Origin of the sequence: Candidatus Protofrankia californiensis, from assembly GCF_900634765.1 — a bacterium.
GTDB classification, from domain to species: Bacteria; Actinomycetota; Actinomycetes; order Frankiales; family Frankiaceae; genus Protofrankia; species Protofrankia californiensis.
On the sequence record NZ_CAAAFT010000312.1, the window covers coordinates 1 to 14089 of the forward strand.

General features: G+C 69.8%; 10 protein-coding genes and 4 pseudogenes. 11 read left to right on the forward strand and 3 right to left on the reverse strand.

Translation table 11 applies throughout. The annotated features are described in order from the left end of the window. Nucleotides 1-75: 75 nt before the first annotated feature. From DD1DGNOD_RS16550 to DD1DGNOD_RS16565, 4 genes are read left to right on the forward strand one after another with little or no spacing between them, the layout of a single operon-like run. The gene (locus tag DD1DGNOD_RS16550; RefSeq protein ID WP_131767681.1) at nucleotides 76-987 is read left to right on the forward strand and encodes an enoyl-CoA hydratase-related protein; all 912 of its coding nucleotides are present in this window, start codon (nucleotides 76-78) and stop codon (nucleotides 985-987) included. A gap of 2 nt (nucleotides 988-989) precedes the next feature. Further along, nucleotides 990-2768 (forward strand): class I adenylate-forming enzyme family protein, encoded by a 1779-nt coding sequence (locus tag DD1DGNOD_RS16555; RefSeq protein ID WP_131770534.1) that lies wholly within the window; start codon nucleotides 990-992, stop codon nucleotides 2766-2768. Beyond that, nucleotides 2765-3532 carry an SDR family oxidoreductase gene (locus DD1DGNOD_RS16560; RefSeq protein ID WP_131770535.1) on the forward strand — a complete coding sequence of 256 codons (768 nt, stop codon included), beginning with the start codon at nucleotides 2765-2767 and terminating at the stop codon, nucleotides 3530-3532. Before DD1DGNOD_RS16555 ends, DD1DGNOD_RS16560 begins: the two co-directional genes overlap by 4 nt. Beyond that, nucleotides 3529-5160 carry a flavin-containing monooxygenase gene (locus tag DD1DGNOD_RS16565; RefSeq protein ID WP_131770536.1) on the forward strand — a complete coding sequence of 544 codons (1632 nt, stop codon included), beginning with the start codon at nucleotides 3529-3531 and terminating at the stop codon, nucleotides 5158-5160. Before DD1DGNOD_RS16560 ends, DD1DGNOD_RS16565 begins: the two co-directional genes overlap by 4 nt. 185 nt (nucleotides 5161-5345) lie before the next feature. Here DD1DGNOD_RS16565 and DD1DGNOD_RS16570 read toward each other — a convergent pair whose 3' ends face one another. After that, complete coding sequence (locus tag DD1DGNOD_RS16570) at nucleotides 5346-6713, reverse strand: FAD-binding oxidoreductase (RefSeq protein WP_131770537.1); 1368 nt, start codon at nucleotides 6711-6713, stop codon at nucleotides 5346-5348. Nucleotides 6714-6845: 132 nt separating this feature from the next. Between DD1DGNOD_RS16570 and DD1DGNOD_RS16575 the strand changes: the two genes are divergently transcribed. Together DD1DGNOD_RS16575 and DD1DGNOD_RS29655 are read left to right on the forward strand one after the other, a co-directional pair. Then, on the forward strand, nucleotides 6846-7652 hold the full coding sequence (locus DD1DGNOD_RS16575) for an IclR family transcriptional regulator (RefSeq protein ID WP_131770538.1): 807 nt from the start codon (nucleotides 6846-6848) through the stop codon (nucleotides 7650-7652). Nucleotides 7653-7899: 247 nt separating this feature from the next. Next, nucleotides 7900-8040, forward strand: a pseudogene (locus DD1DGNOD_RS29655) (IS110 family transposase); the annotation flags it as partial. Between the two features lie 81 nt (nucleotides 8041-8121). Here DD1DGNOD_RS29655 and fxsT read toward each other — a convergent pair. After that, on the reverse strand, nucleotides 8122-10566 hold the full coding sequence (gene fxsT, locus DD1DGNOD_RS16585) for an FxSxx-COOH system tetratricopeptide repeat protein (RefSeq protein ID WP_165036790.1): 2445 nt from the start codon (nucleotides 10564-10566) through the stop codon (nucleotides 8122-8124). Between the two features lie 19 nt (nucleotides 10567-10585). Next, entirely contained in the window at nucleotides 10586-10945 is a 360-nt protein-coding gene (locus DD1DGNOD_RS16590; protein WP_206443237.1) for a hypothetical protein, read from the reverse strand. A 136-nt stretch (nucleotides 10946-11081) separates the two neighbouring features. Here DD1DGNOD_RS16590 and DD1DGNOD_RS31310 point away from each other — a divergent pair, with 136 nt between their 5' ends. From DD1DGNOD_RS31310 to DD1DGNOD_RS16605, 5 genes and pseudogenes are all read left to right on the forward strand, one after another. Then, nucleotides 11082-11477, forward strand: coding sequence for a DDE-type integrase/transposase/recombinase (locus DD1DGNOD_RS31310; RefSeq protein WP_206443238.1), 396 nt, complete (start codon nucleotides 11082-11084; stop codon nucleotides 11475-11477). 231 nt (nucleotides 11478-11708) lie between these two features. Then, a pseudogene (locus tag DD1DGNOD_RS31315) lies at nucleotides 11709-11819 on the forward strand (Mu transposase domain-containing protein); the annotation flags it as partial. Between the two features lie 81 nt (nucleotides 11820-11900). Next, nucleotides 11901-12705: pseudogene (locus tag DD1DGNOD_RS27160) on the forward strand (integrase core domain-containing protein). 41 nt (nucleotides 12706-12746) lie between these two features. Beyond that, nucleotides 12747-12904 (forward strand): annotated as a pseudogene (locus tag DD1DGNOD_RS16600) (pyridoxal-dependent decarboxylase); the annotation flags it as partial. A gap of 365 nt (nucleotides 12905-13269) precedes the next feature. Further along, nucleotides 13270-14089 (forward strand): PAS domain-containing protein (locus tag DD1DGNOD_RS16605; RefSeq protein WP_131770541.1); only part of this gene is annotated, 820 nt, incomplete at its 3' end.

The following is a 14089-nucleotide window of genomic DNA, read 5'->3' on the forward strand; positions in this document are numbered from 1 at the left end:
GGAGGGAGGCCGCATCGATGCGGCCCCACCCGCTCTCCCCCCTGGCGCGGCCCCGCCCGGAGACATGAGGACGCAATGGAGCTCGAGACCCTGATCTACAAGAAGGAAGAGCGGATCGCCACGGTCACGCTCAACCGCCCGCACAAGGGCAACGCCCTCTCGCGTCAGCTGCGTGACGAGCTGGACCTCGTCATGGACGACCTGGACCTGGACGACGAGACACGCGTCCTCGTCATCAAAGCGAACGGCGACCATTTCAGCACCGGGTACGACCTGAACGAGTTCTCCTATCTGTGGGACGCGGACAGCGCCGTCAACGACGTGCAGCGCCGGCCGCACCGCCGCTCGCCCGTCTGGTCGCGCCGGGAGTTCCACCTCTCCCGCGAGCGCTGGATGCGGCTGTTCCGGCTGCGCCAGGCCACGATCGCGGTCGTGCACGGCCACTGCATCGCCGGCGGCCTGGACCTCATGGGCGTGTGCGACATCGCGTTCGTCGCCGAGGATGCGCTGCTCGGCCAGCCCGAGGCGCGCGCGATGGGCGAGATCCACGTGTTCGGCCTGTGGCCGATCCATCTCGGCATGCGCAAGACCAAGGAATGGCTGTTCACCGGCGACAACATGACCGGTATCGAGGCCGCCGAGTTCGGCCTGGCCAACCGGGCCGTCCCACGCGAGGAGCTCGAGGCGGTCGCCCGCGCCTACGCCGAGCGCGTCTCGCATGTCCCGCTGGACGCCATCTACTCCCACAAGGAGGTCACGAACCGCTGGTTCGAGGCGCAGGGCATGCACACCGGCATGGCGGCGGCCAATGACCTCGACGCCATGGGCATCGCCGGGCCGGCCCTGGACGAGTTCACCGCCATCTGGCGAGAGGGCGGCGTCCGCCCGGCCGTGCGCTTCCGCGACCGCCAGTTCAAGGAGCACCGCTCCTACTGGGACGCCTACCTGGCCGCCCGCACCGCCGACGCGAAGAACGAGGACGAGTAACGATGACCGGCGACGAGCGCACCCTGGCGGTGGCCCCGGATGCGCGCACCGCGCTCGCCCCGCTGGCCACCCGCCGGGCGGCGCTCGAGGCGATGTTTCCGGGGTTTCCGGGGTTTCCGGGCTGGGTCCCGCGCACCTTGGACCAGCTGCTGGACGTCGTCGCGGAGGCCCACCCCGACCGCCCGTACGTCATCACGGACGACCGCACCTGGACCTACCGGGAGCTGCAGGAGTGGTCGTTGCGGATCGCCGCCGGGCTGCAGGCCGCCGGGGTGCGGCCGGGCGAGCACGTCGCCTTCGTGCTGGGCAACTTTCCGGAGTTCGTGGCGCTGAAGTTCGCCATCGCCCGGGTCGGCGCCGTCGCCGTGCCGATCAACTTCCTCAACCGGCGCGACGAGCTCGGCTGCATCCTGCGCCAGTCGGACTCGGTCCTGCTCGTCACCATGGACACCTTCCGCGACCTGGACTACCTGCGGATGCTCGACGAGCTGGCGCCCGGGTGGGCGACGGGCGGCGGCGGGGCCGCGCTGCCGGAGCTGCGCCGGGTCGTCGTGTTCCCGACCGCCCCGGGCGGCGGGCGCGCGGGGGCCACGACCTTCGCGGAGCTGGCGGAGCCGGCCGCGGAGCTCGCGCCGATCTCCGCGCCCGACGCGGAGTCCGACGCCGACATCATCTACACGTCCGGCACCACCGGCACGCCCAAAGGCGTGCTGCTCACGCACGACATGCTGCTGCGCACGGCGTACGGCAGCGCGTACGGGCGGGGCTTCCAGGACGGCCGCCGGATCGTGTTCTCGCTGCCGATGTACCACGTCTACGGCTACGTCGAGGGCATGCTCTCGGTGCTCATGGCCGGCGGCGCGATCATCCCGCGGCTGGCCTTCACCGCGGCCGACACGCTGGCGGCGATCGAGCGGCACCGGGCCGACGACGCGCTGCTGATCCCGCTCATGACGATGGACGTCATCGAGGAGCAGCGGCGCGCGGTCCGCGACCTGTCGAGCCTCACGTCGGTTCTCTCCTCCGGTGGCCATGCACCGCCGTGGATCTGGGACGCCATCACCGAGGTGCTCGCACCCGAGGAGATCACTACCGGATACGGCATGAGCGAGACCACGGCGTCGACCACGGTCACCAGCCCGGACGACCCGCGGGAGCGCCTGCTCACCACCAACGGCCGCCTGCGCGACGTCGGTCAGGTCGGCGACCCGGCCCTGGAGGGCCGGCTCGCGCTCTACCGCGTGCTCGACGACGACGGTCGCGACGTGCCGCTCGGCGAGGTGGGCGAGCTGGTGTGCATGGGGCCGTCGGTGACGGCGGGCTACTACAAGAAGCCCGACGAGACGGCGGCCGCGTTCACGCCTGACGGCTGGCTGCGCAGCGGCGACCTCGGCCGCATGGATGCTCAGGGTTACATCACCCTCGTCGGCCGCAAGAAGGAGTGCTACCGCTGCGGCGGCGAGCAGGTGATGCCCAAGGAGATCGAGGACGTCCTGCTCACGCACACCGCCGTCGGCCAGGCGCACGTCGCGCCGCTGCCCGACGAGCGGATGGGCGAGGTGGGCGTCGCGTTCATCGTGCCCAAGCCGGGCGCGGTCGTGGACACCAGCGAGCTCACCGACTACTGCGCCGAGCGGCTCGCGCGCTTCAAGGTCCCCCGGCACGTGCTCGCCCTCGCCGCGGACGAGGTGCCCCTGACCCCCAGCGGGCGGCCGCGAAAGTTCCTGCTCACCGAGCGCGCGCAACGCGAGCTCGCCGACTCCGAAGGACAACCCCTTTGAGCCTGTTCGACCTCACCGGTAAGACCGCCCTGGTCACCGGCGGCACGATCGGCATCGGGCTGATGATGGCGCGCGGCCTCGTGCATGCGGGCGCCACGGTGTACCTGAGCTCGCGCAAGCAGGCCGGCGGTGAGGCCGCGGTCAACGAGCTGTCCGCCTTCGGCAAGGTGGAGTTCCTCCAGACCGACCTCGGCCAGGAGGCCGAGTGCGCCCGCCTGGCCGAGGAGTTCCGCAGCCGCGAGCCCCGGCTGCACATCCTGGTGAACAACGCCGGCGCGACGTGGGGCGCTCCCCTCGAGGACTTCCCGGCCTCCGCCTGGGACAAGGTGCTGGACCTCAACCTCAAGGCGCCGTTCTTCCTCACCCGCGCGCTGCTGCCGCAGCTGGAGGCGGCGGCGACGGCCGACGACCCGGCCCGCGTCATCAACGTCGGCAGCATCGACGGCCTGCGGGTCCCGGCGACGCCGACCTACTCCTACTCGGCGAGCAAGGCGGCGCTGCATCAGCTGACCCGCGTGCTGGCCCGCGAGCTGGGGCCCCGTCAGATCACGGTCAACGCCGTGGCACCCGGGCCGTTCCCCAGCAAGATGATGGCGAGAGTGCTCGACGAGCACGGTGACGAGATCGCCGCGACCTCGCCGCTCGGCCGGGTCGGCCGCGACGACGACATGGCCGGCGCAGCGGTGTATCTCGCCAGCCGCGCGGGCGCGTACGTGACCGGGGCTGTCCTGCCCGTCGACGGCGGCATCTGGGCCTCCGCATGACAGCGCCCGAGACCGTGGACGTCCTCGTCGTCGGGGCCGGCTTCGCGGGCATGCGCGCGCTGCACGCCCTGCGGGGGCAGGGGATGTCGGTCGTCGTGCTGGAGGCCGGCGACGACGTGGGCGGGGTCTGGTACTGGAACCGCTACCCCGGCGCGCGCTGCGACGTCGAGAGCTACGACTACTCCTACTCCTTCTCCGAGGAGCTGGAGCAGGAGTGGCGGTGGAACGAGCGGTTCGCCGCGCAGCCCGAGATCCTGCGCTACGCCCAGCACGTCGCCGACCACTTCGGCCTCCGGCGCGACATCGTCTTCGGACAGCAGATGACCTCCGCCACCTACGACGAGCAGGCCGCCCGTTGGACGGTCACCACGCACACGGGCCGCGTGTGGGACGCGCAGTTCCTGGTGATGGCGGTCGGCAACCTCTCGGCCACCAAGGCACCGGACATCGCCGGACTCGACATCTTCGCCGGGCGCGTGTTCCACACCGCGCGCTGGCCGCACGAGCCGGTCGACCTGACGGGCCTGCGGGTCGGCGTCATCGGGACCGGGTCCTCCGGGGCCCAGCTCATCCCGATCGTGGCCCAACAGACGGCGCATCTGACGGTCTTTCAGCGCTCGGCCAACTTCAGCATCCCGGCGTGCAACGGGCCCGTCTCCGACGAGCGCGATGCCGAGGTCAAGGCGGCCTACGCGGAGCGCCGCGCGATCGCGCAGAACTCGCCGAGCGGGCTGGGCTTCATGCCCGACCGGGCGTCCGCGGCCGCAGCCGACCCGGAGGAGCGGCGCGCCCGCTTCGAGCAGGCCTGGGCCGGCGCCGGATTCGGCTTCCTCTTCACGTACCACGACCTGCTGCTCGACGAGGCCTCCAACGCCACGGCCGCCGAGTTCTGCCGCGAGAAGATCGCGGCGATCGTGAAGGACCCACGCACCCGCGAGTTGCTCACCCCGCACGGGTTCCCGTTCGGCGGGAAGCGGCCGTCAGTCGACAGCGGCTACTTCGAGACGTTCAACCGCGACAACGTCATGCTCGTGGACCTGCGGGCCACGCCGATCCGCGACGTGACGCCCACCAGCCTGCGGACGACGGACGCGGAGTACCCGCTCGACGTGCTGATCCTCGCGACGGGGTTCGACGCGTTCACCGGTGCGCTGCTGCGCCCGGACATCACCGGCCGCGGCGGCCACTCGCTGCGGGAGGCGTGGTCCACCGGCCCGCGCACCTACCTGGGCCTGGGGGTGGCCGGCTTCCCCAACCTGTTCGTCATCGCCGGGCCGGGCAGCCCGTCCCTGCTCAGCAACGTCCTGCTCTCGATCGAGCACCACGTGGACTGGCTGGCCGTGCTGCTGCGCACCGCGGTCGCCGACGGCATCGTCGAAATCGAGGCGACGGAGGAGGCCCAGGACCGATGGGTGGAGCATGTCAACCGGCGGGCGCAGGAGACGCTCTACCCCCGGGCGCCGTCGTATTACATGGGCGACGACCTGCCCGGCAAGCCGCGGGTGTTCATGCCCTACTCCGGTGGCGTGCGCGACTACCGGCGCATCCTTGAGCAGGTCGAGCGGGACGGCTACGAGGGGTTTGCGCTCCGGCGCAGCCTGCTCGGCGAGACCGTGCCCGTGCGCTGAGGACGCGCCGTGGACCTCGACCTCGAGCCCAGGCCCAGCCGAGCAGCCCCGGGCGGTCCCGCCGTCAACAGCTCCGGCTCGTCGATCAACCGCCGACGCAGCTCAGGCTCGCGCTCCAGTCGGACCAGCGCGTTGCCGGTCAGGCCGCTGGTGGTGTCCACCCCGCCGGGCCGCCTCCCCCGTCGTCACGAGAAGATCGCTCCTGGGTTGAGGATGCCCATCGGGTCGAGCGCCTGTTTGATCCGCAGCGACAGGCCGAGCACATCCGGGCCGACCTGATCGACCAGCCACGCCTTCTTGAGCCGGCCGACGCCGTGCTCGCCCGTGATGGTGCCGTCGAGGCGGATGGCCAGGTCCATGACCTCACCGAAGGCCAGCTCCGCACGTCGGGCCATGTCCTCGTCTGCCGGGTCGACGACGATCAGCGGATGGGTGTTCCCGTCGCCGGCGTGGGCGATCAGCGCGATCGTGACCTCCCGGGCCGCGGCGATCGCCTCGATGCCCGCGACCAGGTCGGGCAATCTGGGGAGCGGGACACCGACATCCTCGAGCAGCACCCTGCCTCGGCGTTCGACCGCCGGGATGGCACTGCGGCGCGCGACCACGAACGCCTCGCCGGCCGTCGCGTCGTCGGTCGCGAGGACCTCGGTGGCACCGTTCGCCTCGCACGCCGCGGCCATGGTCTTCATCTCGAGCTCGGCGGCGAGGTACTGGCTGTCCGAGCGGGCCACGAGCAGCGCGGCCGCGTCGCGGTCGAGCCCCATCCGCAGCATGTCCTCGACGGCGTTGATGGACGTGCGGTCCATGAACTCGAGCATCGCCGGACGCACGGCCGAGGTGATCGCCAGGATCGCCCTCGTCGCGTCCAGCGTGCTGGCGAAGGTGGCCACCAGCGTGCTGGTCGGCGGCTGGGCCGGCAGCAGTCGCAGCGTCGCCTCGGTGACGATCCCCAGAGTTCCCTCACTGCCGACGAACAGCTTGGTGAGCGACAGACCGGCAACGTCCTTCAGCCTCGGGCCACCGAGTCGCACGGCCGTGCCGTCGCTCAGCACCACCTCGAGGCCGAGCACGTAGTCGGTGGTGACGCCGTACTTCACGCAGCACAGGCCGCCGGCGTTCGTCGCGACGTTGCCGCCGATCGAACAAATCTCGAACGACGACGGGTCGGGCGGGTACCACAGGCCGTGCTCGGCAGCGGCAGCCTTCACCTCACTGTTGAGCAGCCCCGGCTGCACTACTGCCATGCGGGTGAGCGGGTCGATCCGCATCGTCCGCATCCGCTCGGTCGACAGCACTATCCCGCCGTCCACGGCGGTGGAACCGCCGGACAGCCCGGTGCCCGCCCCCCGGGGCACCACCGGCACCCGGTGACGCGCCGCCCAGCGCACGGCGGTCTGTACCTGTTCGGTGCTCTCGGCGCGCACCGCAGCCAGGGGCATGGCCGCCCGCGGGTCGGCGGCCCGATCGCGACGGTACTTCTCCAGCAGGTCAGGATCGGTGACAACCACACCATCGGGCAGTTCATCAACCAGTTCGGCGAGCGCCGCGTCCACGAAAGCATCACCGTCTCTCGGTGTCGCTTGGTATCGTTATTTCACGATGCGGAATTTTAATATTACATTGTGAAAGAAGGCTAGATCGGACGGCAGGCAGCGGTCAAGACAGTGCGGGAGGCTCGGAAAGTCATGACCTTCGATCAGCACCCCACGGCGACGGGAGCCGCGGGTGCTCCGGACACCTCCGGAGCCGCCGGGGTGCAGTCGGTGCAACGTGCCCTCACCGTGCTCGAGGTCGTCGAGGCGGCACACGGAGCGTGTTCGATCAGTGAGATGGCCACGGCGACCGGGCTTCCACTGCCGACCATCCACCGGCTCGTCCAGACCCTCGCCGCACGCGGCTACCTCCGGCGGCTGCCCGACCGTCGGTACTGCCTCGGCTCGAGACTCGTCCCCCTGGGCGCGGGCGCGAACGCGCTGCTCGGCGAGCGGGCCGGTCCGGTGCTGCGTGGGCTGGCCGACCAGCTCGGCGAATCGGTCAATCTCGCGGTGCTGGCAGGCAGCCTCGCGGAGTACGTGGCGCAGGCGCCCGGCTCGCACTCGATGCGGACGTTCACCGAGGTGGGACGGCGGGTCTCGCTGTACTGCACCGGCGTCGGCAAGGCGCTGCTGGCCATGCTCCCCCCCGACCGGACGAGGACGATCCTGGAGACCTCACCGCTGACCCCGCGCACGCCCGCGACGATCACGGACATCGACGAGCTGCTGAGTGAGCTGTCGCTGATCCGTTCGCGCGGCCACGCCCTCGACGAGGGGGAGATGGAGATCGGTGTCCGCTGCGTCGCGGTTCCGGTACCTGCGGTGCCGCTCATGGCCGGGTCGCCCATGGCAGTGTCGGTCTCGGGGCCAACTGTGCGCATGACCGACGAACTCGTCGAACGTACGCTGCCCGCGCTCGCGCGCACCGCCTCCGAGCTCGCCGACGTCCTCGTCTGACGCTCCCGCGACCTCATCGGGGCCGGTGGACGTCAGCCGCCCGTGCTGTCGGCGCCGCGCATCAGGTCCCGCAGGAAAGACGGCGGGACAACCGGTGAGGACGGACCATGCCTGTGGGGCTCCAAAATCCAGATTTCGGCTCTGAACTGGCCTTTTGCACTTGATGCGCTCGTCTGCGGGAGTCGTCAGGCGGCGTTGCAGTATTTATTGATCATCTCGCCGAGTATGCGTGTGCGGCGGATGGTGGGACGGGCAGGCCAACGCCGCTCTCCACCGGATCGTCATCACCCGACTGCGGTGCGATGCCCGTACGCGGGCCTGTCAGCAGCGACGGATCGCGGAAGGCAAGACCCCGCGAGAGATCGTCCGCTGCTTGAAGCGGTATGTTGTCGGGAGATCTACCGCGCGTTCCCGCGGGCAGCTTTACCGATCACTTCAGCGGCTTGACAACGCAGGGGCGTCTGACCCCTCAGGAGTGCCCGTCGGCGCGGATCTCCCGCCAGTGGGCGAGGCTGTCGCGGGTCCGTGCGGTCGCCCGATGGTCGGGGCCGAGAACCCGCGACTGCTCATTGAGGATTCCTTCGAGCGCTGCTACCACCTCGGCCGGATCCCCGAGCTTCCCGCGCACACACGCGAGTCTGTACCGCGTGTCCAGTGTTTCCGGATGGTCGTCGCCGAACATCCAACGTCGGGCGGCGAGGACGAGCTCCAGTTGTGCGGCCGCCTCCGCCGGGTTATCCAGCTCGACGTGTAGCTCCGCGAGGGCGTTGCGGGTTGCCTGCGTGTCCCGGTGGTCGGGGCCGAACATGCGCAGCCGGTCAACGAGTAGTTTTTCCAGCGCGGCCGCCGCTCCGGCAGGGTCCCCTGCCTTGCCCTGCCAGTAGGCGAGGTTGTTGCGCAGGACGGACATGTCACGATGTTCGGCGCCCAGCACGCTGATCGTATCGGCGAGCGCCTCCCGCATCGCCGCCACTGCTCCGACCGGATCTCCAGCCTCCCCGATCCACCACGCGATGTTTCCGCGGACGGCCAGGGTGTCGCGGTGTTCGGGCCCGCGGACACGCACGACGTTCGGGAGTAGCTCGCTTAGCAGCGCGACCGCTCCCGCCGCGTCCCCAGCCTTTCCCCGCCAATACGCCAGCTGGTCGGCGGTGGTCAACGCCGTCGGATGGTCGGGTCCGAGCACCCGCTCGCGGTCCGCGAGCACCGCCGTCAGATCCGCCGCCGCCTCCGCCGGGTCACCTGCCTGCCCCCGCTGGTATCCCAGGTTCTGGCGAGCGTCCAACGTGTTCGGATCATCAGTGCCCAGGACAGACACCGCGTCGGCGACGAGCGCCTCGAGCGAGGCGACCGCGTCCTCCACCTGCCCGTCGTCTCCCAGCCACATGGCCAACTGATTCCGGAAGGCGAGGGTGTCTCGATGGCCGGCGCCCAGGTGACGTAGCGCCTCATCGCTGATCTCGCGCGAGAAGCTGATCGCGTCGGAGAGCAGAGCCGCGTCCCCGAAGCTGCGGGCGACACGCGGCAGCACGGGATGGGCGCCGCCGGCCGTCGCCCACAGGGCCTCGGGGACAACCCGATGCAGGGTGGTGGCGTTGGTACGCAGCAGCTGGGCGTACCGTGCGTCCAGGTCAACGTCCGGCCACAGGTGGATGAGTGCGTCGGCGGCGGACGTGGCCAGCGCCGCCCGAAGCGGCTCGGACACGTCTTCCCGAACCGCCCGCTGCACGAGGGCGTGGACGCGGATCAGCCCAGCGTCGTGCACAACGAGATGGAAACGGTGCAGGGCCCGCAGGCCGTCTCGGACGTCGACCTCGGCGATCTCAGCCGTCTCCAGATGAGGCGGTTCCGGTCGCGACGGCTCGTGTTCCGACGATCGTTGACGGGCGAGGTATCCGCACACCGCTTCGGTCGCGAACAGCGTCTCCGGGATGCCGTTGGGGTCGAGCACACTCGCCAGCTCCAGCAGCGGCCTGGCCATACCAATCGGGGCGAGCTGGTCGGCGGCCTCGATGGACAGTGACCAGGTCGTGGCTACGGTGTCGGCGGTGCCGTCGAACAAGCCACTCTCATCCGGGAACAATCCCGAGAGCCGACGGCTCCTGTCGGCGAACCGACGCCGGTACGCGGTGCAGGTCAGGTCCTGATCGAGCATGTAGGCTGCCGCGTGCCCCAAGGCCAGCGGTAGCAGACCGAGATCGGCCGCGACGCCCTGAACGTCGTCGGCCAGCCCGCTCGGCAGCTTTCCGGTGAGATAGTCGATCGCCTCCTGCTCGGTGAACACTCCGACCTTGACCATGTCCCGGCCGGCGAGCAGGGCGGCGTCGCGACGACGGGTGGTGACGACCGTGCGGCCATCCGGCCGCTCGGGTGGCCACAGACCCCGCACATCTCCGGCCGAGTTCACGTCGTCCAAGACGATCAGCCATCTCTTGTCGGTGTTACCCAGCCAGGCAAGAAACCGCATCGCCGTCTGGTTCTGATCCTCGTCGTCGGGTCCGAGCACCAAGTCGGCCGCGGCCTGAGCGTAGGCCGACACCACCGCCGCCCGGCTCCCCGCCGACACCCACACCAGCAGGTCGAGCACGCCAGCGGCCCACATACGCCGCGCGAACTCCGCCGCGAGCTGAGTCTTGCCGACTCCGCCCAGGCCAGCGACGATCTGCGTCGGCGCTGACACCCGCCCCACCCCCGCGTGGTCGTTCAGCACGGCGGTGACCGCCCGGTCCTGGAAACCGTCGGTGCGAGGCGGAATCACGCCCACCAGGTGCGGCCACCGCACGGGCTGGCGCCCCGCGAAGTAGTTGTTCTGCACGCCGGAACCGCCGGCGAGCACAATCTGCACGCCCTTCGAGCCCCGGGCGTCGACGTCCAGAGTTGGCGGCGCCTCACCCGGACCGCCTGGATCGTCCATCACGCGCCTCGCCGGTCGATCAGTTGAAAGTGTTGTTCTGGATGTTGCCATCGCCGACTTGCACACCCTTGGCACCACGCAGATCCACTGCGTACTTGCCGGCCCGGTAGCCGGCCGGATCAGCCGCGGCGAGCAGCTGCTCGGCCGCAGCGCGCACCTCGTCATCGACATCGACATCGGCGGCGGCGAGCCGACCCGCAAGCCGGGAGCGCCATGCCTCCGCCTCCGCTTCTTCGCCGTCCAGCGCGCCAGGATCCTGCCCTCGGCCGACCAACCGGCGGCGTAGCAGGTCCTTGAGCGCCGCGTAGGCGTCACTGACCGCTTGCGTCGCCGTACCGGACAGACCGGACACCGCGCCAGCCGCCAACGCCGCCGCCACTAATGAGACCGGATCCACCGCGCACCCCCAATTCAACCCGGAAGGATCAATTACCGTCTATCACGCCACAGCGAAACGATCATAATCGTGCCGCCTTTCCGACAACCGCCAGATCGTGAACGTGACGATCATTCGCGTGTCGGTGTCTGAGCCGGGACTGGCCTGCGCGAAGGCGGACTGGCGGGCGGGGCATCACCGGGGCCGGCGGCCGGCGGTGTGGACGCCGGGTGAGGTGCTGGCGATCGACTGGGGCACGGCCGGTGTCCTGCACGTGTTCTGCGCGGTGCTGGCGTGGTCACGGGTCAGGTTCGTCCGGTTCGCCGACAACGAGCGGGCCGCGACGACGTTCGCTCTGCTGGCGGAGTGTTTCGACGTGCTGGGCGGGGTCCCGAAGGTTGTCCTCGCCGATCGGATGGGCTGTTTGAAGGGTGCTGTCGTCGCGAATGTGGTGGTTCCCTCCCCGGCGTATGTCCGGTTCGCGTCTCACTACCGTTTCCGGCCGGATTTCTGCGAGGCCGCCGATCCGGAGTAGAAAGGGATCGTGGAGAACCTCGTCGGCTACGCGAAACGCGACCTGATCATCCCCGGGGTGCCGTTCGTTGACCTGACGGCGGCGAACAGCGCGGCGGCGGCCTGGTGCGCCGAGGTCAACACGGCGGTCCACAGCGAGACCGCCGCCGTGCCCGCCGACCGGCTGTTCGTGGAACGCCCGCTGCTCGGCCCGCTGCCGTCGCTGCGCCTGACCGCGACGATCGGGGCGGCGGTGAGCCGCAAGGTCGACCGGCTGTCGTGCGTCCGGTTCGCCTCGGCCCGCTACTCGGTGCCCACCGTCTGGATCGGGGCGACAGTCCACCTGAGAGCGGCCGAGGGCCGGCTGGCGATCCTCGACCCGGTCGGCGACGAGATCGTCGCTACCCATCCGCTGGTCGCGTCCCCACGAGGTCGCCCCCGCCCCGTGTTGCGCCGTACCCGCCCGAAACCCCGGTGGGACTGGGCTGACCGCGCCGTGCTCGCCGCGCTGATCGGACGCCTCGCCACCGAGAACGCATCGTAGGGCTACATGCGGATCCAGGGCGAGTTGCTCAAGCTCGGCCACCGCGTCAGCGCCACGACGATCCGCCGGGTCCTCACAACCATCGGGATACCCCCGGCGCCCAAGCGGCACACCGACACGACGTGGCGGGGAGTTCCTCCGCACGCAGGCATCGTCCATGCTGGCGGTCGACTTCCTCCACGTGGACTGCGCAGTCACGCTCCAACGCCTGTACTGCCTGTTCGTGAGGGAAGCCGGCTCCCGCTACGTGCACATCCTCGGGGTCACCGCCCACCCGGACGGGCCGTGGACCACCCAGCAGATCCGCAACTTGGTCATGGACCTCGGCGATCGAACGGCGGACTTCCGAGTCCTGGTCCGTGACCGCGCCGGGCAGTTCACCGCATCGTTCGACGCGGTCCTGTTCGACGCCGGTATCACCGCGATCAGGATCCCACCCCGAAGTCCCCGGGCGAACGCCTACGCGGAACGGTTCGTGCTCACCGTCCGGACCGAGGTCACCGACCGCATACTGATCGTCGGTGAACGGCACCTGCGCGCAGTCCTGGCCAAGTATGCGGCCCACTACAATGGACGACGACCCCACCGCGGCCGCCACCTCCAGCCACCACGACCCGACCACCCCGCAGCCGACCTCTCCAGCAAGCGGATCAAACGCCGACCCGTCCTCGGCGGTCTCCTCAACGAATACGAGCGACCCGCCTAACGACACAGGTCACGGCCGGTGGCACGGTTCTGGCACCCCACAGGCTGAACCTGGCCACGTTCGTAACCACGTGGATGACCAGCATGCGGAGCGGTTGATGGGCGAGTGCGCCGCCAAGAACATGATTGACAAAGATGAATACCCGCAGACCGCGGAGCTGGAGTCGCGTTGCGTCAACATACTTGCCGACCTGTGGCACTGCGCTTGCCGAAAATTCATCCGCGTAGGTCATGCGGCATGTTGATACTCGTGGAGGATGCCCGCCTCGGCGTGACAGGACGCATGCCGCCTGCCGAACGGGTACTCGAACCCGGCCCAGGGCCGGTAGGGAGACCCCGCCGGGGTCGACGTCTCCAGCGGTAGCCGTCGTAGTCCGCCGCCAGTGTCGATCTCACGCGTTTCGCCACCCCGAGAGAGGGCATTGATAGCGGATGGTGGAGGCGGACGACCTTCCGGTGACGGCGTTCACCTGCGGCTTCCCGCTCGGCAGGTCGCGAACACTATTCGCCCAGACCCGAGACAAAGACATGGCACCGATTCAGGATCCTCGCGAGGAGTCCGGTGGTGATCCGCAACATGGGTCAGCGCTACATCCCTAGCCCGACCGCACCGGACGAGCCGACGCTCGTCGCACAGCTGTTCGAGATGGCTCCGATCGGCCTGCTGATCGTCGACCGGGAGCTGCGGGTCCTCCGGATGAACCGGGCGATACGTACAATGAGCGGTCTGTCCGCGGACGACCTGGGCGGCAAGGCCCTGTCCGAGCTGCTGCCCGGCGTCGAACCTCAGGCGTGGGAGATGATCCGGTGGGTGCTCGCCACCGGGCAGCCGATCATCGACGTCGAGACCACCGGTGCGACCCCGACGGCCTGGCCTGACCAGCGCATCTGGCGGGTCTCCCACTACCCGATCCCCAGCCCGGACCAGATCACTGTGGCCGTGGGCGTAGCGATAGTCGACGTGACCGAGCAGCGCTGGGCGGAGGCCGGGCGGGACACGGTCGAACGGAAGCTGCGGCTGCTGAGCCGGGCCAGCGGGTTGGTCGGGGCGTCGCTGGACCTGACGGCAACGCTGGAAGGGATGGTCGAGCTCCTGGTCCCGGAATTCGCCGACTGGTGCGAACTCTTCCTCACCAACGAGCCCTTGGACCCCGACGCCAGGCCAGCCAGCCTGCAACAACGCCGGGTTGTCGGAGCGAACACGCCTGGCGTGGCCCCCCTGCCTCCAGACGTCCCTTCGGACATAGCCTTTCATCTCGACCCGGACCATCCCGCGTATCGTGCGCTGGCCATGCGCCAGCCCCTCCGGTGCGACCTGGACGACCTGACTATCCGAGCGACGCACCATCCGGACAAGGAGAAGTACTTCGGGTACATCCTCGCCG

Excerpts from the sequence above, each read along its gene's own strand:
- DD1DGNOD_RS16555 (WP_131770534.1), top strand. The coding sequence starts at position 990 with ATGACCGGCGACGAGCGCACCCTGGCGGTGGCCCCGGATGCGCGCACC.
- DD1DGNOD_RS16550 (WP_131767681.1), top strand. The coding sequence starts at position 76 with ATGGAGCTCGAGACCCTGATCTACAAGAAGGAAGAGCGGATCGCCACG.
- DD1DGNOD_RS16575 (WP_131770538.1), top strand. The coding sequence starts at position 6,846 with ATGACCTTCGATCAGCACCCCACGGCGACGGGAGCCGCGGGTGCTCCG.
- DD1DGNOD_RS16565 (WP_131770536.1), top strand. The coding sequence starts at position 3,529 with ATGACAGCGCCCGAGACCGTGGACGTCCTCGTCGTCGGGGCCGGCTTC.
- fxsT (WP_165036790.1), bottom strand. The coding sequence starts at position 10,566 with ATGGACGATCCAGGCGGTCCGGGTGAGGCGCCGCCAACTCTGGACGTC.